At 45.3% G+C, this 25,971-nt stretch carries 21 protein-coding genes and 3 tRNA genes; 15 read left to right on the forward strand and 9 right to left on the reverse strand.

Translation table 11 applies throughout. The features are described 5' to 3' along the window. Positions 1–17 precede the first annotated feature (17 nt). Positions 18–1,523 carry a cryptochrome/deoxyribodipyrimidine photo-lyase family protein gene (locus tag ACK8OT_RS03885; protein ID WP_410195197.1) on the reverse strand — a complete coding sequence of 502 codons (1,506 nt, stop codon included), beginning with the start codon at positions 1,521–1,523 and terminating at the stop codon, positions 18–20. Positions 1,524–1,762: 239 nt separating this feature from the next. Between ACK8OT_RS03885 and ACK8OT_RS03890 the strand changes: the two genes are divergently transcribed. The 3 genes from ACK8OT_RS03890 to ACK8OT_RS03900 all read left to right on the forward strand — a co-directional run bounded on the left by ACK8OT_RS03890 (position 1,763) and on the right by ACK8OT_RS03900 (position 2,988). Beyond that, positions 1,763–2,140: a glutaredoxin family protein gene (locus ACK8OT_RS03890; RefSeq protein ID WP_410195198.1), complete on the forward strand. Its 378-nt coding sequence runs from the start codon at positions 1,763–1,765 to the stop codon at positions 2,138–2,140. 71 nt (positions 2,141–2,211) lie between these two features. Next, entirely contained in the window at positions 2,212–2,610 is a 399-nt protein-coding gene (locus tag ACK8OT_RS03895; protein ID WP_410195199.1) for a DUF2750 domain-containing protein, read from the forward strand. Between the two features lie 21 nt (positions 2,611–2,631). Next, positions 2,632–2,988 (forward strand): YibL family ribosome-associated protein, encoded by a 357-nt coding sequence (locus tag ACK8OT_RS03900; protein WP_410195200.1) that lies wholly within the window; start codon positions 2,632–2,634, stop codon positions 2,986–2,988. A 61-nt stretch (positions 2,989–3,049) separates the two neighbouring features. On the opposite strand, the gene ACK8OT_RS03905 is transcribed toward ACK8OT_RS03900, so the two are convergent. After that, a complete protein-coding gene (locus ACK8OT_RS03905; RefSeq protein ID WP_410195201.1) occupies positions 3,050–4,522 on the reverse strand; it encodes a DUF2867 domain-containing protein in 1,473 nt (490 codons plus the stop codon). A 77-nt stretch (positions 4,523–4,599) separates the two neighbouring features. Between ACK8OT_RS03905 and ACK8OT_RS03910 the strand changes: the two genes are divergently transcribed. Then, a complete protein-coding gene (locus tag ACK8OT_RS03910; RefSeq protein WP_410195202.1) occupies positions 4,600–4,776 on the forward strand; it encodes a DUF2986 domain-containing protein in 177 nt (58 codons plus the stop codon). Positions 4,777–4,861: 85 nt separating this feature from the next. Here the strand turns inward: ACK8OT_RS03910 and ACK8OT_RS03915 are convergent, their stop codons facing one another. Beyond that, positions 4,862–6,097, reverse strand: a complete 1,236-nt coding sequence (locus ACK8OT_RS03915) for an outer membrane protein transport protein (RefSeq protein ID WP_410195203.1) — start codon at positions 6,095–6,097, stop codon at positions 4,862–4,864. A gap of 568 nt (positions 6,098–6,665) precedes the next feature. Between ACK8OT_RS03915 and ACK8OT_RS03920 the strand changes: the two genes are divergently transcribed. Both ACK8OT_RS03920 and ACK8OT_RS03925 read left to right on the forward strand, forming a co-directional pair. Beyond that, a complete protein-coding gene (locus ACK8OT_RS03920) occupies positions 6,666–8,888 on the forward strand; it encodes an NADP-dependent isocitrate dehydrogenase (protein ID WP_410195204.1) in 2,223 nt (740 codons plus the stop codon). Positions 8,889–8,951: 63 nt separating this feature from the next. Further along, on the forward strand, positions 8,952–10,397 hold the full coding sequence (locus ACK8OT_RS03925; protein ID WP_410195205.1) for an MltF family protein: 1,446 nt from the start codon (positions 8,952–8,954) through the stop codon (positions 10,395–10,397). On the opposite strand, the gene ACK8OT_RS03930 is transcribed toward ACK8OT_RS03925, so the two are convergent. Further along, positions 10,390–11,157 carry a substrate-binding periplasmic protein gene (locus ACK8OT_RS03930; protein ID WP_410195206.1) on the reverse strand — a complete coding sequence of 256 codons (768 nt, stop codon included), beginning with the start codon at positions 11,155–11,157 and terminating at the stop codon, positions 10,390–10,392. The two genes, ACK8OT_RS03925 and ACK8OT_RS03930, sit on opposite strands and share 8 nt — an antisense overlap. A gap of 311 nt (positions 11,158–11,468) precedes the next feature. Between ACK8OT_RS03930 and ACK8OT_RS03935 the strand changes: the two genes are divergently transcribed. The 3 genes from ACK8OT_RS03935 to ACK8OT_RS03945 all read left to right on the forward strand — a co-directional run bounded on the left by ACK8OT_RS03935 (position 11,469) and on the right by ACK8OT_RS03945 (position 12,237). Continuing rightward, positions 11,469–11,545, forward strand: a tRNA-Val gene (locus tag ACK8OT_RS03935). A 16-nt stretch (positions 11,546–11,561) separates the two neighbouring features. Next, positions 11,562–11,638, forward strand: a tRNA-Val gene (locus ACK8OT_RS03940). Between the two features lie 143 nt (positions 11,639–11,781). Next, positions 11,782–12,237 (forward strand): dCMP deaminase family protein, encoded by a 456-nt coding sequence (locus tag ACK8OT_RS03945; RefSeq protein ID WP_410195207.1) that lies wholly within the window; start codon positions 11,782–11,784, stop codon positions 12,235–12,237. A gap of 25 nt (positions 12,238–12,262) precedes the next feature. On the opposite strand, the gene ACK8OT_RS03950 is transcribed toward ACK8OT_RS03945, so the two are convergent. Then, positions 12,263–14,560 (reverse strand): winged helix-turn-helix domain-containing protein, encoded by a 2,298-nt coding sequence (locus ACK8OT_RS03950; RefSeq protein WP_410195208.1) that lies wholly within the window; start codon positions 14,558–14,560, stop codon positions 12,263–12,265. Positions 14,561–14,945: 385 nt separating this feature from the next. On the opposite strand from ACK8OT_RS03950, the gene ACK8OT_RS03955 reads away from it, so the two are divergent. Genes ACK8OT_RS03955 through ACK8OT_RS03970 form a run of 4 tightly spaced genes read left to right on the forward strand, consistent with a single transcriptional unit; the run spans position 14,946 to position 20,048 of the window. Then, positions 14,946–15,860: a glycosyltransferase gene (locus tag ACK8OT_RS03955; RefSeq protein WP_410195209.1), complete on the forward strand. Its 915-nt coding sequence runs from the start codon at positions 14,946–14,948 to the stop codon at positions 15,858–15,860. Continuing rightward, entirely contained in the window at positions 15,860–16,537 is a 678-nt protein-coding gene (locus ACK8OT_RS03960; RefSeq protein ID WP_410195210.1) for an acyltransferase, read from the forward strand. Before ACK8OT_RS03955 ends, ACK8OT_RS03960 begins: the two co-directional genes overlap by 1 nt. Next, positions 16,534–18,288 carry an ABC transporter transmembrane domain-containing protein gene (locus ACK8OT_RS03965; RefSeq protein WP_410195211.1) on the forward strand — a complete coding sequence of 585 codons (1,755 nt, stop codon included), beginning with the start codon at positions 16,534–16,536 and terminating at the stop codon, positions 18,286–18,288. Before ACK8OT_RS03960 ends, ACK8OT_RS03965 begins: the two co-directional genes overlap by 4 nt. 11 nt (positions 18,289–18,299) lie before the next feature. Further along, positions 18,300–20,048, forward strand: a complete 1,749-nt coding sequence (locus ACK8OT_RS03970) for an ABC transporter ATP-binding protein (RefSeq protein ID WP_410195212.1) — start codon at positions 18,300–18,302, stop codon at positions 20,046–20,048. Positions 20,049–20,173: 125 nt separating this feature from the next. Here ACK8OT_RS03970 and ACK8OT_RS03975 read toward each other — a convergent pair whose 3' ends face one another. The 3 genes from ACK8OT_RS03975 to ACK8OT_RS03985 form a co-directional block, all read right to left on the reverse strand. Further along, positions 20,174–21,163 carry a YARHG domain-containing protein gene (locus ACK8OT_RS03975; RefSeq protein WP_410195213.1) on the reverse strand — a complete coding sequence of 330 codons (990 nt, stop codon included), beginning with the start codon at positions 21,161–21,163 and terminating at the stop codon, positions 20,174–20,176. A 270-nt stretch (positions 21,164–21,433) separates the two neighbouring features. Next, a tRNA-Ser gene (locus tag ACK8OT_RS03980) sits at positions 21,434–21,521 on the reverse strand. A gap of 156 nt (positions 21,522–21,677) precedes the next feature. Next, positions 21,678–22,640, reverse strand: coding sequence for a glucokinase (locus ACK8OT_RS03985; RefSeq protein WP_410195214.1), 963 nt, complete (start codon positions 22,638–22,640; stop codon positions 21,678–21,680). A 236-nt stretch (positions 22,641–22,876) separates the two neighbouring features. Between ACK8OT_RS03985 and ACK8OT_RS03990 the strand changes: the two genes are divergently transcribed. Next, the gene (locus tag ACK8OT_RS03990; RefSeq protein ID WP_410195215.1) at positions 22,877–23,815 is read left to right on the forward strand and encodes a polyprenyl-phosphate transporter; all 939 of its coding nucleotides are present in this window, start codon (positions 22,877–22,879) and stop codon (positions 23,813–23,815) included. Positions 23,816–23,877: 62 nt separating this feature from the next. Here ACK8OT_RS03990 and ACK8OT_RS03995 read toward each other — a convergent pair whose 3' ends face one another. After that, a complete protein-coding gene (locus ACK8OT_RS03995; protein WP_410195216.1) occupies positions 23,878–24,495 on the reverse strand; it encodes a riboflavin synthase subunit alpha in 618 nt (205 codons plus the stop codon). A gap of 27 nt (positions 24,496–24,522) precedes the next feature. Between ACK8OT_RS03995 and ACK8OT_RS04000 the strand changes: the two genes are divergently transcribed. Beyond that, a complete protein-coding gene (locus ACK8OT_RS04000) occupies positions 24,523–25,920 on the forward strand; it encodes an MATE family efflux transporter (RefSeq protein ID WP_410195217.1) in 1,398 nt (465 codons plus the stop codon). Positions 25,921–25,971: the final 51 nt, after the last annotated feature.

A 25,971-nucleotide genomic window follows, 5' to 3' on the forward strand; every position in this document is an offset into this window, starting at 1 on the left:
CTCAAGTGGTTAAGTGGTTAATTACGTGGTTTTGGCTTGGTCTTATTAGCTTTAGGTTGAACATGGCGCGCCAAGATGTGAGCCACTTGGCGCTTCACCTGCGGCCTATCACGCCAGTGCCATAATTTGGCTTGGGCAAATTGATAGCTTTGCTTGATATCTACAAGGGGAAATGGATAGTCCATGCCTAACTCAACTTGGTAAAAAAGTTGCTCCATCGGTGCCATTTGCCAAGGAGAATGAACGACTTCGTTGGGCAACTGAGCTAGCTCTGGACACCAACGCCTTACAAATTCTCCCTCAGGATCTTGCTCTATCCCCTGTTTAACCGGATTATAAATTCTAATGGTGTTGATACCGGTTATTCCGGCTTGCATTTGAAATTGGCGGTAATGGATCCCTGGCTCAAAATCCAAAAATACACTGGCTAGATGCTTCACGCCCAAACGCCAATCTAGATCTAGGTGATGACACAAAAAGCTAACTAGCATCGCCCGCATTCGAAAATTGATGTAACCCGTCGCCAACAAACAGCGCATACAAGCATCCACCATAGGGATCCCAGTCTGTCCTTGTTGCCATGCCTTTAAGCGTTTTATGGCAAGCTCGCCTGTGGTTGAAGGCATCGCCTGATAACCCGAGTTCATCGGCATAAACTCGATCTCGTGCTGACTTTCAAACTTTTGAATAAAGTGACAATGCCAATGCAGACGAGCGCTAAATGCAATCAGGCTTTTTCGCCACCCCGGTTGTTGCCAATGAGCCAGCGTCATCTGATAAACTTGCCGTAAACTTAAGTTACCCCATGCTAAGTATGCTGATAACCGAGAGCAATGAGCCTGACTCGTATTGGGGCTAGACAAAGAGTAATAATAAGGCTTACCCCGCTCGGTAAAAAAACTACTTAACGTCTGCTGCGCAAAGCTCTCACCACCTTGTTGAAAGTGTCCCTGCAAATCATCATATCTATGCTGGTAAGGTGTAACTTGGCTAACTTTCTCATCCAGCTGAGTGATGTGCATAGAACTAGGGGGCATCAAACCAAGTTGAGTAAGCTGCTGATCAGACAAAATATGCCAGTCGACCTTAGCCAAATCACAATTTTTTTGCTCTGCGCGCATGACTTTATGCCAATTATTTTGCCAATCCGAACGATGGTTCAAACCACGCATTACAGCCGCATAGGGTGTCTCATGCCAACTGATGTTATTGCGTTTAAACCAAGCAGCCATCGCTTGATCTCGGCGAAAAGTGTTTTCTAAGCCCACTTCTTGATGAGAAAATATTGCAGTAAGAGGCGTTAATCTGTGTAACTGGGTGAACGTTTCTAGTGCACTGGCTTGGCTACACAATATTGATTTATTAGGCAATCGAACCGCCATGTCTTGCAATGATTGCAACACAAACCGCCAATGACGAAGACGATAATGTTCATCGGTCAACTGCATAGGTTCAAAACAATAAATAAGTAAAACCCGTCCTCCTGACCGAGCGGCTTCAAACAAAGGCTCGTGATCTTGCAATCTTAAGTCGCGTTTGAGCCAAACAACAGAGACAGACTCAGATCCAAACGATTTCGCAATATGATTAAATGAAATACTAATATCTAAACCTTACATTTACGTTCATCCTCCCCGACTTTACGGATCCTTTCAGCAGTTGGATTAAATTCACCGCAGCTAAGCGCTTCCCTTGCTTCTGCCGCAACGCTTTCTTTGTTATCATAGCCGCGAATCAAATCAGCATAATTAGGAAGTCGTTGATGAAGTTAATCCGTTGGCTATTAGGCCGCATTATATTATTGGTCAATGCCCTGACCCCGCCTAAAAGCCTTAAACGCAGCGCTGAACAACAGCAACAAGTTGATAAACAAACTCAGCATTACGCTTTATATCAGTTTCAAGCTTGCCCTTTTTGCGTCAAAGTTAGACGCCAGATAAAGCGTTTAGGTCTAAACATAGAATACCGTGATGCCAAAAATGATTTACAGCATCAGGCAGACCTGCAAGCGGGTGGCGGTCGCGTGAAGGTACCTTGCTTACGCATAGATAAGTACAACGCGCAAGGTGAACTCGAAACAGTTTGGATGTATGAATCATCCGATATTAACGCCTATTTGGCCGAGCAATTTGCCCAATAATCATATTGTTGTTGCTATAATTTAATTCGAGTTAGCTAATAAGCACCTCACTACTACTACAGGAACCCAAGATGTCTTTAGACTCAAGCCAAATTGCCGTAATTGAAGGCTATGACGCCGAGCAGCGTTACCAGTACCTCATTAGAGAAGCCGTAAAAGAGCAACAACTGTGGATATTAACCGACCAACATGGCTGTGTGATGCTAAATACTGAGGATGAAGATTGTGTCCCCGTTTGGCCAAACCAAGAATTTGCACAAGCTTGGGCGACGGGCGATTGGCAAGACTGTGAAGCAAAAGCGATCAAATTAGCCGATTGGCAAGCTCGTTGGACTCCCGGATTAGAAGATGATCAATTAGCGATAGTGGTTTTTCCCAAAACCGATGAAGACGGTTTAGTGATCACACCTGACGAACTTGACTTTGAGCTAAGCAAACAGCAGCAAAAGAAAAATAAATCACGCAAATAAGCGTATTAAAGAGATAACCTAATGAATTTTAAAAAAGAAATCCAAGATTGGAATAACAAGCTTGATAAGTTTAAGCACAAACTTAACGCCGCGTATGAGCGTGATGATGCGGCGATGGTCAAGCACTTTAAACTAGAAATTGCCAAAGCAGAGAAGAAAATCAAAACTCTGAAAGGGAAACAAACCTACGAAATTGGTAATCAAGGCAGTGCGGTTTTAAAAATGCCGTTTAAGCGCGTATTGACCAAGCAAGAGCAGGCCGATATGGGCGCACTGAAAAAATCCGTTAAGGGCTTGATTGTCGTCCATCCAATGACCGCTTTAGGGCGCGACCTTGGCATTAAAGAAGTGACAGGTTTTGCCCCTCAAGCGTTTTAATATCTAATACTGCTGGTCGCTCTCACGCAAGCGTAAACGTGAACGACCAGCCCCCTCGCAATTACAATACCCCTTGTTGTACCGTTTCATGCTCTGCGTGATTTAATTGCAATGCAAGACTCGCTATCTTATCGGCCATGCCATGAAGTAATAACGCATGCCAAGGCGCAAAGAAATACCAATAAGCTAAGCCCCAAAAACCAGCCGGATGCCAAAGTAATTCAATGGTTAAATTACATTCGGGGGCACTATCTGTTTCATTGATGGGCGTAATACTAAGTTGCATGCCTCCACCACCTGGTGCCTTCATACCAAATTTCATGACCAACAGCCGCTCAGGGATCACACTTAAGATCCGCCACGAGTCTACCCGCTCACCAACAATAAATTGTTCGGTATTATCACGCCCATGGAGACGACCATGGCCACCTACAAGTTGGTCTATCCATTCACGCATAGCCCACAAGGCGTTAGCATAAAAATACCTATCTTTGCCCCCTAGTCGATTTAACACTTGCCAAACTTTCGCTGGATGCGCCTTGATCCTAATAGAATGGGCTGCACGCTTGGCATAAAATCCATGTAAGGGCGAAAAATTGCGAAACTCAGGGATACCATCTTGCCAACGTTTCGGATAGCTGCGGATCTTCTCCGTGGCTAAAACAGCGTCCACCGCTTGTTCAAAGCTTAATAGTGTTTGTGGTATCAAGGTTTGGATCCGCAAACCGCTGCCTTGTAATGGTTCATCAAGCCCAGCCAATAAGGCTTTTGCTAATGGCTTGGGCACCGATGTGATGATGCCCAGCACTTGCTGTGTCCAGCTAACCGGTAAGCCCTTAATCGCAATAATTTGACAAGACTTGGACAGCTTTTTCGCAATAATTTGCATCATATGCTTGTAACTGATCCACTCAGGCCCTGTGGCATCGTATATCTGTCCGGCCGAACTAGGATGATTAATCAGCTCGACAAGGTAATAAATTAGATTATCTAGCGCGATAGGTGGCGCTAAATTTTTCACGCTGCTGGGAGCAAAAAAGATCGGAATATGGCCCACCACATCACGCATCACTTCAAACGCGGCAGAGCCGGGCGCAACGATGATACCCGCTCGCACTTCGGTCACCGGAATGGCAGAGCCCGCTAAGATATGGCCTGTGGATACTCGCGATAACATGTGCTCTGATTTGGGGTTCCCCGACACCAAGCTGCCCAAGTAGATAATGCGTTTCACCTTGGTTCCCTGCACTGCCGCGACGAGATTATGAGCGGCTTGTTGCTCGGTTTGGGTGTAATGTTGGCCATCTGTCATGCCATGCATTAAATAGTAAACAACGTCGATATCCTGTAACGCAGCGGCAATGGAATCGGGTTGAAGCAGATCAACGGTAAATCGTTGATGCGGCAAATCGCGCCAAGGCACAGGCTTAGTTGCACTGCGTGAACTGATACTGACGTGATGCCCCGCTGCTATTAACCTTGGCACTAAATGGCGTCCGACCGTACCGAGTGCTCCTATCACCAATATATTCACGGTTTGCTCCTTATGCTGAGGGCTTGAGTCAGTTACAATAATGCTTATCTACATTACAACAATATGATAACAATCTGATGAACAGAAAGAAGAAAATCAACCAAGAATTGAAGAAAAGGCAAAAAAGAGCAAACGCTAAGTTGCAACACAGCAATAAACCCAAATACATCTCAAAGGCTGAACGTGCAAAAGCGGCAGAAATAACACAGGACGAGGTTGACGTTGAGCAGGAAACAACAACATCAGATGAATAAATAGCAAAAATGCAGGCCTAGCTTGACCTGCCACATCCATTAAACCACCGAGAAGCATCAATAAAACGCATCTCGGTGTGTCCAATTAAAATGAGCGGCTGTACTGCACGCCCACTAGCACAGCATCTGCGCGGGTTTTACCTTCCAATTTTGAATAAGGTGATTGCTCAGTCACATTGACATCTTCACCCATAAGATAAGTCGCCCCCACATCAATAGATGAGTCGGCATTTAAGTGATAGCTAAAACCTGCTGAAAACCAATTACGATCCGAATCAGGCACTGAGATCGAAGTGATTTGATCTTGTGCACTGGTGTCGTGCATGTAACCTGCACGTAGCGTCCAGCTTGAGTTTAATTCGTAGGTAGCGCCTAAAGAATAGTGAAAACCATCTTGCCACTCATAACGATTTAACACGCCGTGAGCGCTGGATTTTAATACATCAAACTCTTCCCAACCGATCCATTGCACGCTGTAGTGCACAGCCCATTGCGGGCTCACACGATGATAACCAGAAAACTCGATCATATCAGGCAATGGCATATGCAGCTTATCGTTTTTAGCTAGTGGAGACGTTTGATTCCCGGCGTATAAAATATCCCCCTTAGCCTCAAGTTTAGGGCTGTAACGGTAAGATAAGCCAAAACGGTTGTTCTGATTTAGCTCAAACATCACTCCCAAATTAAAACCAAGCGCAAAGCCATCGGCATCGATGTCTAAAATAGTCTGTTGCCCGGCCGGGGTATTTAGGCCACGGTGCATTTTACCTTTACCGTAAACAAGATCTAAACCCGCACCTAAACTCCATTGCTCATCAATACGGTAAGCTAGGCTAGTACCTAGGTTAAAGCTTTTAACGTCGGTTTTGCCGCCGAATTCAGGTGCAACGTAAGCACTATCAAACTCGGTTTTAGTACCAAAATTAGAGTAGACATTGACACCCCAAACCCAATTTGAATTGATCGGGACAATAACATGCAAATTAGGCGCTACCGAGGTATCCCCAGCATCGCCAAAATTAGCAGGGAAGATTTGACCGGGTACAAAGCCATTGACATAGCTGGCATCTTTTACCTTGATATCAGTATCTAAAACGATAAAACCTAAAGACATGGTCGTTTTATCGAACAAAGTCATGGCCGCCGCGTTACGCGCCATCACTGAGGCATTGTCGCCAATGACCGCATCACCGGCAAACGCACGGCCAAGGCCTGTTGCTGATTGTGAATTTAATTGAAAGCCAGCAGCCCAGCTTGGTCCTGCAATACATGCCAATGAGAGCGCACCAAGTCGCTTGGCAAAGGTTTTACTCACGACCATAATGATTCCTTTATTAATTATCTTGTTGATATCAGGTGGCCGGCGATTCTACCGCTCTGGTCAGAAATAACAAATCACCCTTATCTCAAAATACCAAATTATTGTTAACACACTAAACAAGGGAAATTAAAATGCAATATCCCTTTAACACAGATTTAACATTAGCCAAAAAACACCACAGATAAAGTAATTAGGAAGAAATATGCGCGAAAATTACGTTAATTAGGCCGCATTTGCACCGATTGCTGCTCACTTTAGTCACTTTTTGCTTTCTTTTTTTATGAATTTCATTAACATTCGGTGGGCATTTTTGCCTTATAGGCAAGGTCGGTGCCACTGCATTACCTCCATTGCAACCAAACAAGGTCTGTCATAAGGCAAGCCTCAGAATTGCAAGTTCAGGGTTAATTACATCAACCCTTAAAACTGCTAAAATGCGCCGACAATATCCAATATAAAGCAATTAGCGTGCACTCGAAAAACTGCATTAAAAGCAGAAAAGAACAACAACTCGTGCACCGCGACCTGTCTTTAAGACTAACAGCTCGACAGAGAACGAAGGAATATCATGACCAAACCAACTTCAAAAATTATCTACACCATTACTGACGAAGCGCCAGCACTGGCGACCTACTCTTTCCTTCCCATCGTGAAGGCATTCACTGAAGCTGGTGAGATTGAAGTAGAGACCAAAGACATCTCTCTTGCAGGACGCATCATTGCAAACTTTCCTGAAAAACTAACAGAACAACAACGTCAACCGGATGCCCTAACCGAACTAGGCGAGTTAGCTAAAACCCCAGAAGCTAACATGATCAAACTGCCTAACATCAGTGCATCAGTGCCACAGCTTGTTGCTGCTATTAAAGAACTACAAGCACACGGCTACGACCTACCGGATTACCCAGCAAGCCCTGCTAACGAAGAAGAAAAAGAAATTGCCGCGCGTTACGCGAAAATCCTAGGTAGTGCAGTAAACCCAGTACTACGTGAAGGTAACTCAGATCGCCGTGTAGCGGCACCAGTAAAAGAGTACGCAAAGAAAAACCCACACTCAATGGGGGTTTGGAGCAAAGACTCTAAATCACATGTTGCTCACATGCAAAGCGATGATTTCTTTGGCAGCGAGCAATCGGTCATCATGGAACAAGCCGATGATGTTAAAATTGAACTGGTTGCCAACGACGGCAGCGTAACCGTACTTAAAGCATCTACCCCACTGCAAGCGGGTGAAGTGATTGACTCCGCACGCATGAGTGCCAAAGCACTGCGCGCTTTTTATGAGCAAGAAATCAAAGATGCAAAAGAATCTGGCGTGCTACTTTCTCTGCACCTAAAAGCCACCATGATGAAGGTATCTGACCCCATCATGTTCGGCCACGCGGTTTCTGTTTACTTCAAAGACGTATTTGAAAAACACGCAGATCTATTCAAAGAGCTAGGCGTGAACACCAAAAACGGTTTTGGCGATGTAGTGGCTAAAATTGCTAGCCTACCTGCAGATAAAAAAGCTGAAATCGAAGCGGACATTGCAGCCGTTTACGCTGTACAACCACCACTTGCTATGGTTGATTCTGACAAAGGCATCACCAACTTACACGTACCAAGTGATGTGATCATCGATGCGTCAATGCCTGCCGCTATTCGATCTTCAGGCCAAATGTGGGGCCCTGATGGCAAGCTAGCCGATACTAAAGCCATGATCCCAGATCGTTGTTACGCAGGTATCTACCAGCAAACTATCCAGTTCTGTAAAGATAATGGTGCATTTGACCCAACTACTATGGGTAACGTATCAAACGTGGGTCTCATGGCGCAAAAAGCAGAAGAATACGGCTCACACGACAAGACTTTTGAAGTACCAACCGACGGTACCATCCGTGTTGTGAACCAAGCTGGCGAAACCCTAATGGAGCATGCGGTAGAGCAAGGCGACATCTGGAGAATGTGTCAGGCTAAAGATGAGCCAATCAAAGATTGGGTTAAGCTTGCCGTTAACCGTGCTCGCGCAACAGGCTCACCTGCGGTATTTTGGTTAAACGAGGCACGTGCTCACGATGCTAACCTAATCAAGAAAGTTAACACTTACCTAGCTGATCACGACACTGCTGGTCTAGAAATCAAGATCTTATCGCCAGAAGATGCGATTGCCTACACACTAGATCGCGTTAAAGCAGGCCAAGATACAATTTCTGTAACAGGTAACGTACTACGTGACTACCTAACGGATTTATTCCCAATTCTTGAGCTAGGCACCAGTGCGAAAATGCTATCTATCGTACCACTACTAGCAGGCGGTGGTTTATACGAAACCGGTGCGGGCGGCTCAGCGCCTAAACACGTACAACAGTTTGAGCAAGAGTCTCACCTACGTTGGGATTCATTGGGTGAGTTCTTAGCCTTAGCCGTGTCAATTGAAGATCTTGGCCACAAAAATGGCAATGCAAAAGCGCTTGTAATTGCTGATGCGTTAAACCAAGCGACCAGTAAGCTACTTGACACTAATAAGTCGCCGATGCGTAAAGCTGGCCAGTTAGACAACCGTGGTAGCCATTTCTACCTTGCGCTGTACTGGGCACAAGCACTAGCGGCACAAACTCAAGATGCTGCGTTGCAAGCACACTTTGCGCCTATTGCTAAATCACTGGCTGAAAACGAAGAAACTATCTTAGCTGAAATTCTTGCTACAGCGGGCAAGCCTTCAGATCTAGGCGGTTACTTCCAACCTGATTTTGCGAAAGCTTCTGCAGCAATGCGCCCAAGCGCAACATTCAATGCCATCATTGGCTAATGTACGCAAATAAGCGACGTTAAGCAGGCTTCGGCCTGCTTTTTTTTTCATAAGGAAAGCAACATGATCCGTTCTCGCTTGGCTTTAGCCCTATTTTCTTTTGCTATCTTGCTCTCTTGGCACCCAGCCAATGCTAGCAATGAGCCGAATAATCAAAATGCCTTCCTACCTTACTATGCCCAACAAACATTTACCGGTGATTTAACAGAAATAAAACAGCGACGGGTGCTGCGCGCCTTGGTCAGCTACAACAAAACCGATTTTTTTATCCGCAAAGGAACCATCCTAGGGCTGCAAACCGAATTACTCCAACAGCTTGAAAACCAACTAAACCAAGGCATTAAAAAGGAAATCGACAAAACCAAGATCAAATTTATTCCTGTGCCATTTGAACAGTTGATCCCAGCCCTGAACGAAGGAAAAGGCGACTTCATTGCTGCATTCTTATCAAATACCTCTGATCGCCAAAAACAAATCAGCTTTGTTGATTCGCTCTTAACCCAGGTAAATGAAGTGCTAGTAACAAATAAATCCATAGCACCAATCAATCGCTTAGAGCAATTAGCTGGGCTTACCATACACGTTTTGCAACACAGCAGTTATACCGAACACCTCAATACCATCAATCGGATTTTAGCTAAGCAAGACCTGCCTGCTATCAAAATTATCGAAGCCAATCGCTATTTAACATCAGAAGATCTCATTGAAATGCTGGCTGGAGATATGATCCAAGCAGTGGTAGTCGATGACTACAAAGCCAAATTATGGACACAAGTATTCCCTGAACTTATGATCCATACTGAGCAGCCCATTAGCGTCAATAACCATATTGGCTGGGCGACACGACAAAATAATCCAGAGTTAAACCAATTTTTATCCCAGTTTGTCAGCAAACATGCGCAGCAAGGCACACTGTTAGGCAATACCCTATTTAATCGTTACTACAAGGACATAAAGTGGGCAAAAGCCGCCCCCGCTATGCCTGATTTAAGTGATCCCATTTATCTCGCATTTCAGCAAGCGGCAGAAACTAACCAATTAGACGTTATCGCACTGATTGCTCAAGCCTACCAAGAGTCAAAATTCAACAACACGCTGGTCAGCCACCGCGGCGCCGTTGGTATCATGCAAGTGCTCCCATCCACAGCTAAGGAAATGCAGGTGAAGGACTATCGCAGCTTAGAAGGCAACATCCGAGCTGCAGCGCGCTATATGCATTGGATCGATAAACATTACCTCGCGGATAAAAATTTAACACCTGACAACCATCAAGCTATGCTGTGGGCGGCTTATAATGCAGGCCCAAATAAGTTGAATAAAATGCTCAAACGAGCACAAGAGATGGGACTAGATGATACGGTATGGTTTGGCCAAGTAGAAATTGCTGCGGCATTAGAAACAGGCCGAGAAACTGTGCAATACGTCGCGAACAATTATAAATACTACCTAGCCTATAAACTGTCTATTGATTTAGCCGCCAACAAAACAGCCGAGAAACAGCCTAATTAGCCAGCAAGAATGACGTAGCATCAACAATATCGGCAACTAAATAGCGGTCTATAATGCGTTGATAAAGGCCGTTATTACGAATTTCAACTAAGCCAACATTAAAATCGTTGCGCAAATTAATATCGTTAAACAACACCTTATAGGCGACGCTGTCAAAAATACGATGCACTTTCATGGCTGAAGTATCGATATTTTGCTCTTTGGCGTAGTATCTAAAAATATTTAAATCCAACACTATCACCTCTGCTCGCCCACTGGTTAGCATGGAGATCTGTAAGTCTTGGCGGGATTTTTCACTGTAACGGGAATTCTCAGCAACGGCCTGCTGATACGCTAAAGGTAAATATTGGCTCGCATTTTGAAACGCTACAATGGAGTATTTTGATAGCTGACTTACATTTTCAAGTTCAATCCCTTGGCTTGCCATACTTACCGCCACATTCACATAGCTGATATGAGAGTCAGAATAGTAGCCACCTTGATATTGTGAGCTTTCATTAGCCGGTGCAGCGGCATCCGCAAACCCATTGGCTAAAGACGGAATAACACGTGCAAAAGGGACAAATACCGGTGTTAAGGTATGCCCGTTAACAGCCAGTGCTGCAGCGATAATCTCTAACTCTAAACCAGAATTGGACTCTGCTAGATAATATGGTGGTAAGGCCAGCCCGACTGCTAGACGAATATCTTTGGCCAAGGCATTGGCATGATAGCCAGCCAGCATAGCTAAACAGAAAAACACAATACGTTTGCAACTCATGCTAGCACTCCTAATAAAACCAAAACACAGTTAGAGCTAATTGAGCGTCTCTAACACAATATCAATTGTAGATAACAAATACATCAAACGCTGTTAGATTAATCATAATTATGCCGGTCAAAACACGCTAACTCAGAGGCTTGTCAGTGACTTGAGAGAATTTGGATGATAAATCAGCTAAAACAGTGCAAACAATCACCAAGTAAACATTTTGCAATAAAAAGTACTTGCCAGCGTGTTCGCCTTTGGTAAACTAGCGCTCGTTTCCAAGAGACATGGCAATTATGTAGCTTGGATAACGCAGGAAATATACTCGCGTAGCTCAGTTGGTTAGAGCGCCACCTTGACATGGTGGAGGTCGGTAGTTCAAATCTACTCGCGAGTACCATCTCCTCTCTTTATATACTCGCGTAGCTCAGTTGGTTAGAGCGCCACCTTGACATGGTGGAGGTCGGTAGTTCAAATCTACTCGCGAGTACCATCTTAGCTTATCCTATACCCTGTCCCGGCAATATTAGTACCCCTGATTCGATTTCGAACCGACGATCTACTAGCAACTTTCTGTTAATTGAGTAAAAATAGCCATATTTTTGAATAACAATCTATCCCCAATAAGGAAATCACATGATAGGTAAATGGGCTGCACGCTTTTTTCAAATGGCTGAGCTGGTTAGCTCGTGGAGTAAAGATCCTTCAACCCAAGTTGGCGCTGTCATTACCGAGCATAATCGTATTGTTTCATTAGGATTCAATGGCTATCCCCACGGTATATCAGACAGTGCCGAAACCGATAGCCGTGAAATGAAGCTGCTGAAGACCCTGCACGCCGAAGAAAATGCCATTTTATTTGCCAAACGAGATTTAGCGGGCTGTGAAATTTGGGTGACCCATTTCCCTTGCCCTAACTGCGCCGCCAAAATTATTCAAACCGGCATAGCTGTGGTGCATTGCCCTGAGCAAAGCGAAGACTTTTTATCGCGCTGGGGTGACAAAATCAAAGTCAGCCAAGATATGTTTGAACAAGCCAATGTAAAAGTAGACTGGCTCAGTTTGGATGATCTCAAGTTACTTGGCAAATAGCGCCTTTATTGGTCAGGCGCTGTGGCTAAGGACTGATTACCGAAGGAAGGCTAGCTCGCTGTTTGTTTTGGCGCGCCTGTGCCAATAAGGCGCTGTACTCCTTTTCATTGTGCAGCGAAATAAGCGTGAGCTCCTGCTCTAGATAAACATCATCTTGATATCCTGCATTAATAGCCTTACTTAAGGCGTGGATGGCCATATTTGGGTTGTAGTTCCCATATAATCGGGCGCGAAACACTTCAAGGTTGGCCAATTTTACCCCATCATTGTCTAGGGCATTAATCTGCTGCAAACCCAATTGACGATACTTTGCCGCTTCAACTGGTCTACCTTGTTGAACTAAACTATAGGCCAAACTGCCATAGTATAATGGCATCTGTAAACGGCGATGCTGAAACTGACTCTGACGTTTAATTCCCTCACTTACGTATTCGCTAGCGGTGGAGAAATCCCCTGCATACATAGCGGCCATGCCATGGATCAGATTCAATGTTGATATTTCATACGATAGTTCAAGTTGCTCTGTACTGCGTTCAACCAAGGCTAGCAAGTCGTGATGTTGATTATTGGCCAAATACAGGGCTTGATAAGCGTTATAAGTTTCTGTGATGGGACGATGTGCCACTTTAACAAGCTCCTGCTCAGCTTTAGATAGCTCTCCCAAGCCCACCAGCGCCAAACTTTTTAAAATGCGTATGACATGATACTGGGGTGTTAGTTGCAGACGCCTTTGCGACCACCTTAATGCATACTGATTTGCACCGACAATTAAGGCCGTTGTTATCGCCATTTCACTATAGTGGTATGGCATTGGCACGGCTTCTGGCTCGTTTAATCGCTTATCTATCAGACTTAAATGCTTATTGACTTGATCGCCCATCTGAATAGCCACTAACGCATTGAGCAAAATAACCCTTGGATCCTTTTTATAGTCTTGTTGTAACGTCAGCAATACCCGCTTAGCATGATACAGTTTTTGCTCTGCGAGATGGCAGCGGACCAAGGTCAGATTGGCCCTTAAATTATTGGGGTCAGACGCTAGAACCTGGGCTGCTGACTGGCGAGCTTGGTTATAATCACCCGCATTAACTTGGATTTTCGCCAGCGCCAATAACGCATCAACAGATTCTGGCGCGATACTAAGTGATCGATATAGGTTCTGCTTCGCCAGCGTTAGCCATTCCTGCTTATCTTGCTCACCGATATATTTTGCTAGGTATAATTGGGATAATTCTGCAAATGCCTGACTGTCTTGATCATCAAACTGAGTGATGGTTGTCAGTAGATTAATGGCATCATCATAGGCTGCTGGCGTATGCAATGCGACCAAGTTACCTGCTTTTTGGTGTAAGGCTTGCGTATCTTTAAATCGAAGGGCTTTGTTGTTTAACGCTGTTAACATCTGCTTAATCAAGGCAAGGTGCACTTGCTCTTGCTGGTCATGAATAACATCTCGCCCACCTGACCAGATCTGAATGCCATCCTTACCCCTTATCAACGATACTTCAAGGTGTAAGGTGCCTGAGGCTAATTCCTCAACCTGCCCCTCAACTAAATAATCTGCGCCTAGCATACTGGCGATATCAACGGCCGAGCCTCCTTTACGTGCTGCGGCCTCACTTGATGTGAATGAAACCGTATCCAAGTTGGTGACACGATTGAACATGTAACTCAGCCCTCTGGCTGAAACTTGAGCTAGATTTTGTTGTTCATGGCTTAACCCAGGACGTTGAAAAGGCAATATTGCAATAGTTGCTATTTCGCTTTTCTTTGTAGGAACATACCAATTCAACGTGATCACCAACAGAACCAAGACCAATGCACCTAGCCATCTTGTATGTCCCAAGCTTATGCCACTCTGTTGCCACAGGTTTAGAGGCTTGCTGGCCAGAGCTTGAGCAGGCTTACATTGGCCTGCCAGTGTGGCATTAACATCGATTGGACTTAAAGAGTTGGCAGTAGCCTGCTTTATAGAACTGACCACCTCGATAGTTGATAAACACTCTTTCTGCTCAACTTTTTGAACTGGTGCAATCAGTTTGTAGCCTTTTTTGGGAACCGTGACGATATAATGAGGCTGACTTGCCTTATCCCCTAACGCTTTACGTAATTGGGCGATAGTTTGGTAAATGGACGCTTCCGTCACCACTCTGTCAGGCCAAACATCTGCCAGTAATTGCTCAACACTTTTCACTTCTTCTGGGTGCTGGCACAAATACACAAGGAGTGTCATCACCTTAGGCTCAACGCTTTTCACGCTATCCCTATTTGTTAGTTTGTTCTCGTTAGCGACAACCAACCAGTCGCCTACCTTGTACTGCATAAATTTCCTTGTATGAATTAGGGCAATTTGCCCGCTCACACATTGCTTAGCGCTGACAGTGAAAAGGGTTATCTGCTAAATCATTTCGATCTGATCGTTTTTTACAATTGCCTAGTGAGTTAGTGCAGGTGATTATCACCAAAATTCATAAAAAACACTGACTTTTGAACTAATGAATATCTAAGTTTTTTCTAATCGTTTTTATTTATCTTGTTGTATTTATTATTTTTTATTAGATATCAGAAAATGATTACTTTTCCATTACAGTAAAACTCTGTCAAGTAAATATCATGCTTAGCGTTTGTTATCAAAACGTTTCAATTTAACTTTTAACGGATTTAAAAGTTATCACTAACAAGGAAGAGTGGACGATTAAGGTTTAACCATGTCAGCTCAAAAACTTGAACCACGCAAACTGATTAGTGTTGTGATCCCAACTTATAATCGCGCGGAGTTATTGCGCCACACCCTCACTTCACTGCAACAACAAATCCTACCCACGACGCAGTTTGAAGTCATCGTGGTAGATGATGGCTCACGCGATCACAGCCAAGCGGTTTGTGAATCATTTAGCAATGTATTAGATATCAAATACTTCCACCAACAAGATAAAGGGTTTCGTGCCGGGAAAGCGCGCAATATTGGCGCCGCTATCGCTGAAGGCGATTATCTTGTCTTTATCGATACTAGTGTTGTATTAGCACGTAATACATTGTCTCTTCATTTGGCTAAACACCAAGCAGCCAGCGGTCCACTCAGCATCATAGGTTACGTTTATGCCTTTGGCGTTCGTGGCAACGACATCGACCGCGCCATTCCTATGATGAGCAGTAATAATGCCGATACCAGCTTGGCCTATTTAAAAGACGTTCAAGCCCTAGATCAACGTGAACCCCAGTACCAATTGATGGGCTCAGACTTAAGCCTGTGGCCCGCCCCGTTCGATATCTTTTGGACTTGTCATGTTTCCGTTGAACGTCAGCTGTTTATTCGCGTTGGCGGCTTTGACGAAAGCTTTACCTCGTGGGGAGGTGAAGACGTTGATCTTGGCATCCGCTTGTTCCAAGCCGGCAGTCAATTTCACCTTGATCGAGACATCTGCTCATTCCACTGGCCACATCCCGAAGAAGGTGAAGATGACAAAAACAACCAAGGCGTCAACATCGCCCAAGACCTACACCAAAAATATCAACTGTGGGAAACCAGCTTTTATGGCGACTTATACGGTGAGCCTAACATGTCCCTTAATGAAGTGATCACCCGCTTTGGTGGGCGCTCAACCATGGAGCTTGTCGGCTAATGGCTCATTATCAGCATCACTATGTTAGCCGCCCCGATCAGATGGACGACAATATCGACCAGCTGTTATGGCAACTGAAGCAAGCTAAGCTAAATCTCGGCAAGTTGGGCTATATCTCTGGCATACCTCGCATTGCCTTTACTCACGTTATGGATCAGCAATGTAGCCCGACGCCGCTGCAACTCAGTGATTTTGAGCACAGCATCAGTATTGGCGATCATTGCTATTTAGAATCGACCTGCGCGCCTGCGTTTCATAACCAAAGCGTTAAGCTCACCGTGGTGAAATGCAATCAAGGCAAAGCAGGTACCATTAGTATAGGTAACAATGTCCAACTACAAGGCACTGCCATCGTCGCTTATGAGCAAGTCAGCATAGGCAACAAGGTGGTGTTTGGCCCCATGGTCACCATTATGGATTGCAGCGGCCATACCTTAACCGGCCGTGGTGAAGTGGGTGAAATTGCCCAGCTTAAACCTAAGCCGGTGCGTATTGGTGATAATGTCTGGGTGGGCGCCAATGCCATGATCTTAAAAGGCGTGGAGATTGGTGATAACGCAGTTATAGGCGCAGGCAGCGTGGTCTATGAAAACGTGCCTGCCAATGCCATCGCCCTTGGCAATCCTGCAAAAGTTGTCAAGCACCTATCTGCAGAAATGGTTAAGGCGGCATCATGATTGCCTTTTATCATCAAATTAGCTGGTTTGTTAAACTGCACAAATGGCGTTATGGCGCGATCATAGTGGCGATCATTGCCGCGTCTTTGTTTAGCTTATTGCCACCCTTATTGATTGCCGAGCTCGTCGATCAGCTGGCCGTGATCGAGCAATTCAAGCTAGCCGAGATCTGGCCAACAACTTCACTGCTAGTGGGGTTGGCCTTAGGCACATATATGCTGCGGTTTCTATGGCGCTATTTTTTATTTGGCAGCGCCCTAGAGCTAGAGCGGCGCTTGATGATTCAGCTCTATCGCCATTGCTGCAATATGCCTAGGCCGTTTTTTCAGCGACATTCTAGTGCCAAGTTACTTAATCACCTTAATTCCGATGTCAATGCCGTGAGCCAAGGCGTGGGCAATGGGGTGATCTTTTTTGTTGATGCCTTTGTCATGTCGAGTTTAGTGCTGGTGGTGCTGGCAAGCCAAATCAGCTGGCTGCTCACCTTAGTGGTGCTGTTGCCCTTGCCTATTCTGGCTTGGCTTATCAAAAGCTACGGCCAACAAATGCAAAGCCGGGTGATGCAATCTCAGCAGCAGCTTGGTTTGTTTTATCAACAAGTCCAGCAAACCATTAATGGCATCAGTGTGCTAAAAGGTCACGCTTGTGAAAGCCTAGCCACGGCGCAATATCAGCAGCAGTTAAGCGCGCTGACCCAAGCCAACATAGCCCAAGCCGAAGTAGAAGCCAAATATGAGCCCACTACAGCACTGATCGCCTCTACCACCTTCTTACTTACATTAGGCGTGGGTAGCGTACTGATTGCCCAGCAGCAACTCACTCTAGGCCAATTATTGGCGTTTAATCTTTACCTTGGTTATTTGATCTGGCCCCTCAATGCCTTTGGCTTGCTTTACACCACCATTAATAGCGCATCGGTTTCGATGCAACGCATTAACCAAGTGCTCAACGAACAACAAGTGGGTTTAGCCGATAAGGCCCCGACCGAGCCCAGCCAACTCACCACCTTGATTAAACTCGATTTGGATTACTTTGCCCATCATAACGAACAAGTCGCCAATGAAGCACGTTTTAACCCAGCTAATTGCCTGCTGCAAGACATACACTTTCAAGCTAAACAAGGGCAATTACAGGCCATCGTTGGCCCCGTGGCCAGCGGCAAATCTAGCCTATTACGTTTGCTACTCGGCTCTGAAGCACTGCGTAGCGTTAGCCGTTTGCTGCATCCCAATGCCAGCATAGCTTATGTGCCCCAAGATTGCGGCTTGTTTAGTGGCACGGTGCGCGACAATATTGCCCTTGGCGCCCCCCATGCTAGCACAGCACAAATTGAGCATGCGGCAGAGCTTGCTTGCTTAAGCCAAGAACTTGCCGCCATGGCAAACGGGTTAGACACACAAATTGGCGAGCAAGGAAATCAGCTTTCTGGCGGTCAGCGCCAGCGCGTCGCGATTGCCCGCGCCCTGCTCACCGATGCCGATGTGTTGTTACTGGACGATAGCTTGTCGGCGTTAGACGCCGCCACTTGCAGCCAGCTGTTGTTTAACCTCAAATGTTGGATGGGCGAAACCAAAGCCGTGATCTTAGCCACCAGCCGCTTTGAATTACTGCCCCATACCGACAAGGTGTTACTGCTTCGCCCGCAGCAAGCCCCGCTTTTTCTCACCCATCAAGCATTGATGGCGCAAAGTCCTTGGTATCAGCAGCAATGCCAACCAAGCCAAACGCCGCCAACTGACACCGTATACTAGGGAGCAATAAGATGCCATCGACCTTAGTGCGCCTGCTGCGCTACAGCCTTCATTTTAAGCAAAACCTTGCCTTGGCCTGTGCCTTGTTATTGCTTGCCACAGGGCTGGATATGCTCGCCCCTTGGCTCACCATGATCTACATAGACGAGTTTGTTAGCCAAGAACATTTTCCAATAGCTGAGCTGATGCAGATCGCCTTGATTTATATTGGGGTGTTCATCACGGCCAACCTCTTGTCATATTGGCAATCCGTTAGTTTTTTTAATCTCTCTGCCAAGGTGATTTATCAACTACGAGAGCAAAGCTTTGGTCATTGCCTGAGCTTGCCCATGACGTATTTTCAGCGCCGCAGCCAAGGAGAAATCATTCACACTCTAAGCCAAGATATCGAAGCCGTGCGTCATTTGTTTACTCAGATAATTGGGCGCACCTTGCGCGATCTCGTGAGTGTCACTGCAGTGATCATTGCCATGCTCATGCTTAATGTGCGCCTTGCCCTAGTCTGTATCGCCTTTATCCCCGTTTTTGCCATCGTGTTTTTCGCCTATCGACGCTATTCATTACCCCTGCACAGGCGGTTAAAACAACAAACCGCCAGTATAAATGGCTTTTTAAATGAAAGCTTGCAGCAGGTATTATTACTGCAAGTGTTTAACGCCCAATCGCGCTTTAGTGATCGCCTCAATGCCAAGGCAAAATTTAATATCGCGTTAAATCAGCGTAATATTCGCCTTGAAGCCTTACTGCTGCGCCCTATGCTCGAACTACTCAGCATATTAATGATGGCGGCACTGATCATCAGCCTTGGCCTACTGCCCCGTGATGGCACAAATGATGCCTTAGCCTTAGGCATGCTGTTTGCCTTTTTTGCTTACCTTTCACGCTTTTTTGAGCCTTTGATTAGTTTGATGCAAAGCCAAGGTGAGCTTGTTCAAGCCATCGCCGCTGCCGAACGCGTATTTAGTTTATTGGATGAGCCAAGTGAAACCGCCACTGGCGAGCACAAATTATCCCAGTGCCCCGTGATCGAATTTAACCAAGTCAGCTTTGGCTATGAGCCCCACAAACAGGCCCTCAAGGACGTTTCTTTTCGTCTAGAGTGCGGTGACATGCTGGCACTGGTGGGAGCCAGTGGTAGTGGTAAAAGCACTATTGCACAGTTACTTAAAGGCTATTACCGAACGAAACAAGGCAACATTCGCCTCAATGGCATCAACATTAATGATTATCAACTGGCCTCACTGCGCCAAGGCATCAGCTTGGTTGAGCAAAAACCCTTTATCCTTAGCACTACATTGCGTCAAAACTTATCACTCACGCAAAGCGGGAAAGAAGAGGCGTTAATTCAGGTATTAGAGCAAGTGGGACTAGGCCCTTGGTTTAATCAGCTCGAACATGGCTTAGACACCCAACTTGATAACAGCAGCGATGCCCTCACCCTAGGCCAAAAACAGCTACTGTGTTTTGCCAGAGCCATGCTCTGCCAAAGTCAAGTGATCATCTTAGATGAAGCCAGCGCCAGTCTGGATCCGGACAGCGAACGCGCCATTGACCAATTGCTAGCACAACTTAGCGGTAAGGTTAGCCTTGTTGTCATCGCCCATAAGCTCAGCACCATCACCCAAGCCAACAACATCTTAGTATTAGAACAAGGCCAAATAAAACAACATGGCACGCATAGCCAGCTAAGCCAGCAAAACGGCACCTATCGAGATCTGCTCAATGCGCAACCCCCTTGCACATTAAAGGCCTTGGCCTAGGTACGAATGAATGCTGAGTCTGGTGGGCATCTTCTGGCCCATTGTTGGCATTTTTGCGATATAACTATCCCTCCTGCCCCAGCTAAATACTGGCTCGCGTAGGAGGAGGTTTTAAACCGCGAAGGCTATTTGGTCTTTTCTACCAACTTAATCAAACGGACATTTTCCGCTTCTACGCCAGTTAATTCAACGACGTAGGAGAAGGGGTGATACCAAGGCTTATTGAGGAAATATTCGTTGAGTTCAGCCGATTGAAACACAAATCCATGACGGGCGAATATCTCGTTACGTATCAAACGTAATTCTTGTTGAGAATACTGCATCAACTCAGCTTGCTCTAATAACCGAATATCAGAATCGGGAATTATATATTCATTTTCAGATTGGGTACGTTGCTCAATTCGCTGAGTGATTTTAGCCTTGTTTGTTCTTGCCACTTCATAATGTTGCAATAGCTCGACATTGAATTTTTCAATATCAGATAACACCACCTCTTTTGTTGTTGGGCGATACCAACTGGTTGCATTGAAGTAGAAGGATAGCGGTTTCGACTTGAAAATATAGCCATGACGCGCAAAGATTTCATTGCGCGCCAAGTTAAGGTCCTCAATTGATAGCTTATCTATGTCAGCATGCTTTAACTTTCTGCTTTCACTCATTGCAAGTAAGATTTCAAGATTTGGCTGATTTTCCCATAAAACCGTAATTGAAAAACCGTCATCTCTGATATCAGCCGATGAATACCTAAGTTTAAATCCATGATATCTATCTTCTAGATGGTAGTCCCTATCAGCATAAATATGTCCATCGGTAACCTCAAAATGTTCACTTCGAGCAAGATCATTCACTGTCTCTATCGACAGCATTTCCGATATATCGTAATAGTCAAATCCTTGCTCCGTTTTCTGCCCTATCGCTAAGCCATTTAAATGAAACTGACCTTGCGGAATATAAGTCAAATTCTCGCGATCGATTTGTTTTGCATGCCAAATGTCTTGCTCTGCTCTAACCAGCAACAAAGGTTTCGCACCATCAGCCAACACGTAAAATCGATTATGCTCTTCAGGTAATAGTTCTCCCGCCATCGCTAATGCAACTAATAATAAATAAAACATCTTTAATCCACCTATTACTGGTTAATCCATGTCCACACTGACAATAGCAAAGAGTAGTAAAACGATTTGCCAACACAGTTATCAATCATGCTAAGGTCTTATACAACCCCAATACTGTTTTATCCTTGCCCTAAAGAAACGTTATGCCATTAACACCGGAAAAGAAGGCTGCTGAAGTGACAAAACTCGAAGTTTTGCTTTTTTAGAAATGAAAGTGTGCTTTTGACAGGCACAAAAAAAGACGTCCTAGGACGTCTTTCTTCAAGTATGTGGCGGTGAGGGAGGGATTTGAACCCTCGATACGTTTCCGTATACACACTTTCCAGGCGTGCTCCTTCGGCCACTCGGACACCTCACCTAATTTTGTTCTGTTTATGGACTTTTAAAGCCTAGCTATATCGCCTAACGCCTGCCTCAAACAGTGGCCGCAAGAATAAGGAAATCGTTTTGCGGCGTCAACTATTTAAGTGCAATTTACAACTGTTTGCTTAAAAACTCAGCAGCAGAGATTGAGCTAGATCAATTTAAGCTCTTGGCGTAGAAAAACACCTGCGCCAAATAGGCCCGGATCAGGATGCAGCACCACAAAAGTGGCAATGCCTGCATTGTATTCACTAAAGCGACCTTTGTATTCGAAATGACTACGAAAATCAGATTGAGTAAAGTAATCAATAAAACGCGGCACGATGCCACCTGCGATATACACGCCGCCTTCACACGCAAGGTTTAACGCTAGGTTACCCGCAAAGGTGCCTAAACCTTGGCAAAATACGGCAAGGGTTCGCGCCGCAATGGGACAATCATTGGCAAGGCCTGCGCGGCTCACATCGGCAGCGGTGGCTAAAGTTGGGGTTTGGCCCTCTAGCTGACACAGAGCGCGGTAGATATTCTCGATACCTTGGCCTGACAATAATCGCTCGGCGCTAACGTGGCCCATCTCTTGGGCAAGTACATTAAGCACTGCGCGCGCGTCTTCACCCACAGGGCAAAACGAGGTATGGCCGCCCTCGCCGTCTAAGCTTATCCATTTATCATTAACATTGATCAAATGGCCAACACCTAGGCCGGTACCCGGTCCGCAAATACCAATGGCTTTTTTAGCTTTTACACTGCCACCACCGATTTGTACTTTTTCATCATCGGCTAAAAATGGCACCGCTAATGAGATGGCCGTGTAATCATTGATCACATAGAGCTTGTCTAAGCTAAGGGCGGCTTTTAACGCTGTTTGTGAAAATGTCCAAGTGTGGTTGGTCATTTCAATCAGATCGTCATCAACTGGGCAAGCAATAGCAATACATAGCTCTTTGACTAAGCCATCAAGCTCAGCAAAATACAATTTGATCACGTCAGCAATCGAAGCGTAATCTGCACAAAGATATTTTTTAATTTGGGTTAATTCACCCGTTTGTTTATCAACGCTTGCAAGGCGAATATTGGTGCCACCTACATCGGCGACAACGGAATGCGTGTTCATGGCAACTCCAACAAGTTCTAAATTTGGTCATAATTGTTTGTTATTTTAATGGCAATGACAACTGCTTAACTGATCTGGTCAGGGTAATTCACGTTTTTTTTGTGAAGCAGTCACAATTACTTGGGGTTATCGCCAAATAAAAGTAAAATCATCAGCCATTTACAACCCGTATTTAGACCAAATGGAAGGGTCTTTCATAACAATCAAGTTTTCCCACAAGGAGCGCAGTAACTATTATGTCCAAGGATTATTCACGCCGTGACTGGCTGTTGTTATTTTTAAAAGGCGCAGGAATGGGCGCAGCCGACGTGGTTCCCGGCGTGTCGGGTGGCACCATCGCTTTTGTAACGGGTATCTACGAACGCTTACTTAACGCCATTAAATCGGTCAACCTAGAAGCACTTTCTGTACTACGCCAGCAAGGCATCAAAGCCCTTTGGCAACACATAGATGGTACATTTTTAACTGTGCTGTTTTCAGGCCTACTCCTTAGCATCGCTTCCTTGGCCAAAATAATTACCTATTTGTTAGCCAACCACCCCTTGCTGGTATGGTCGTTCTTTTTTGGCTTGATCATTGCCTCGGTTATCCATATCGCCAAACAAATCGACAATTGGGGCGCAGTCAATATCATCAGTTTGATTGCGGGCAGTATTATTGCTTTTGTCATCACCAGTATTTCACCTACCTCTGTCGAGCCGCAGCCTTGGTTTTTCTTGGTATCGGGCGCCATTGCCATCTGCGCCATGATCTTACCGGGGATCTCAGGCAGTTTTATCTTGCTGTTAATGGGTATGTATGGGCATGTATTGGCCGCGGTGAATGATCGTGATTTTGTTTTACTGGGCTTATTCTTGATTGGATGTGTAATTGGCCTAATGTCCTTCTCACGCTTTCTATCTTGGCTATTAGCGCGATTTCATGAAGCCACCTTTGCCTTATTAGCTGGCTTTTTAATTGGCTCGCTCAATGTATTGTGGCCTTGGAAACAAGTCACCAGCACTTATTTAAGCTCAAAAGGGATTGAAAAGCCCCTCACCACCAGCAATGTTTTTCCTAATGACTTTGCCGTATTAACAGGCCAAGAGCCACAAACTTGGTTATGTTTAGGCTTAATGGTGGCAGGACTTGCATTGATTTTAGGGATCGAAAAGCTGTCTGAACAAAAAGCTTAAGCTTAGCTTTATCCTGCGCATTGACGCCGCTAAGTTAGCGGCGTTTTTGTTGGTCTTTGCCGCTAGGCTTGTTGCTCACGCGCAGCTAACACACGCTCAACCGTATCGACCACGGCTTGGGTCTGACTATCAATTTCAATGTTCAGTTTATCGCCAATTTGTTTGTCACTTAATGTAGTCACTCGCAAGGTTTCGGGGATCAAATGCACCCAAAAGTCCTGCTCACTCACTTCGCCTAAGGTTAAACTAATGCCATCAATGGCAATATAACCCTTAGCTAAAATGTATTTACGCCACTGGCTGTCAAACTCGAATCGCAAGGCGGTATTGTTCGCAGTTTGCTTACGCTCAACTAAGGTCACTTGGCTATGAATATGGCCCGATAATAAATGACCGCCAATTTCTGCACCAAAGGTAGCCGCACGCTCTACATTCACCCAATCCCCAACATTCAACTGAGCAAGGTTAGTTACCCTTAATGTTTCTTCCATTACATCGAAATACACATTATTATCTTGCTGTTTTACCACCGTTAAACAGGTACCGTTTAACGCGATGCTAGCCCCAATAGCAATACCTTGGCTCAATCTCGCAGGCAATGACACCACCAGCGTATTTAACCCTGGTTTGGCTTGGATTTCGGTAATGGGCGCTTTTGCCATCACAATTCCAGTAAACATGAATACCCCTTAGTAGTTGGAGACACCTTGAGCTCGTATAAGCAGGAATTATCTCATTTAGTAAAACTCAGTTGGCCTATTTTAATTGCTCAGATAGCAATGACAACCATGGGCTTCATTGATACCGTGATGGCCGGTAAGGTCAGTGCCACCGACATGGCCGCGGTCGCGGTTGCATCCAGCTTTTGGATCCCCGCTATTTTATTACTGCAAGGCTTGATCATGGCGGTGACCCCCATAGTGTCACATTTAAACGGCGGCAAAAAGCGCAAACAGATCCCTTTTTCGCTGATGCAAGCCTTATGGTTAGCCTTAGTGCTCAGTGCTTTGTTAATGCTCGCTCTGTACTACTCTCCTTGGGTTCTGATCTGGATGGATGTCGAGCCAGAATTAGCTCGCCTCACTAAAGGCTATTTACATGCGGTGATTTGGGGGATTCCTCCTTTTGCGCTTTACTTGGTGCTGCGTAGTTTATGTGATGGTTTATCCCGCACCGTGCCCTCAATGATGATCGGGTTTGTTGGTCTTGCGGTGAACATTCCCGCTAACTACATCTTTATTTTCGGTAAGTTTGGCATGCCTGCACTAGGCGGGATAGGTTGTGGTGTGGCAACCGCTTTGGTTTATCTTGCTATGGGCTTGGCGATGCTCGCTTATGTCTTATTAGACTCTGAATTTAAGCCATTGCATCCGTTTCGCCGCCTGATTAAGCCCAATATCAAGCAAATGAAGCGTATCTTTAAGCTGGGCTTTCCTGTTGCCGCTGCGACTTTTTTTGAAGTCACCTTATTTACCGTTGTCGCCTTACTATTGGCTCCGATGGGCCCGCTGGTGGTATCCAGTCATCAAATCGCTATTAACTATTCGTCCATGGTGTTTATGATCCCATTAAGTATCGGTATTGCCGCCAGCATTCGTGTTGGTCACAGCTTAGGTGAACGTAAGCCCGAGCAAGCAAAAGTTGCAGCCAATACCGCGATCATGTTTGGTTTAGCTATTGCCGTGGTCACAGCCACATTCAGTTATGTTTTTCGCCAGCAAATCGCCAGTTTCTATACCGACGAGACGGCCGTCATTGAGTTGGCTGTTAGCCTGTTGGTGTTAGCCTGTATTTATCAATTTTCCGATACTATTCAAGTGATTATTGCTGGCATTTTACGCGGTTATAAAGACACACAAGTGATTTTTTATATCACACTGGTGTCGTTTTGGATGATAGGTTTGCCCCTTGGTTATTCGTTAGCAAGCGGTATCAACTTGCTATTTATTGACTTGCCAACATTGGGGGCAAAAGGCTATTGGATTGGCTTCATCGCGGGCTTAACCGCTGCAGCTATCTTATTAAGCTTTCGCCTTGCTTATAATTATCGTCAATCGGCCAAACTGGTTGCCAGTGCAAAGGCTATCTCGCAAACACAAGTTTAACTCGCTCGCCAAATCAGCATGGGTGAGTTTGGCCTTAGCAATGATATTTGC

It is taken from the genome of Motilimonas thetidivivens (assembly GCF_046452435.1).
GTDB lineage: Bacteria > Pseudomonadota > Gammaproteobacteria > Enterobacterales > CBDFNC01 > Motilimonas.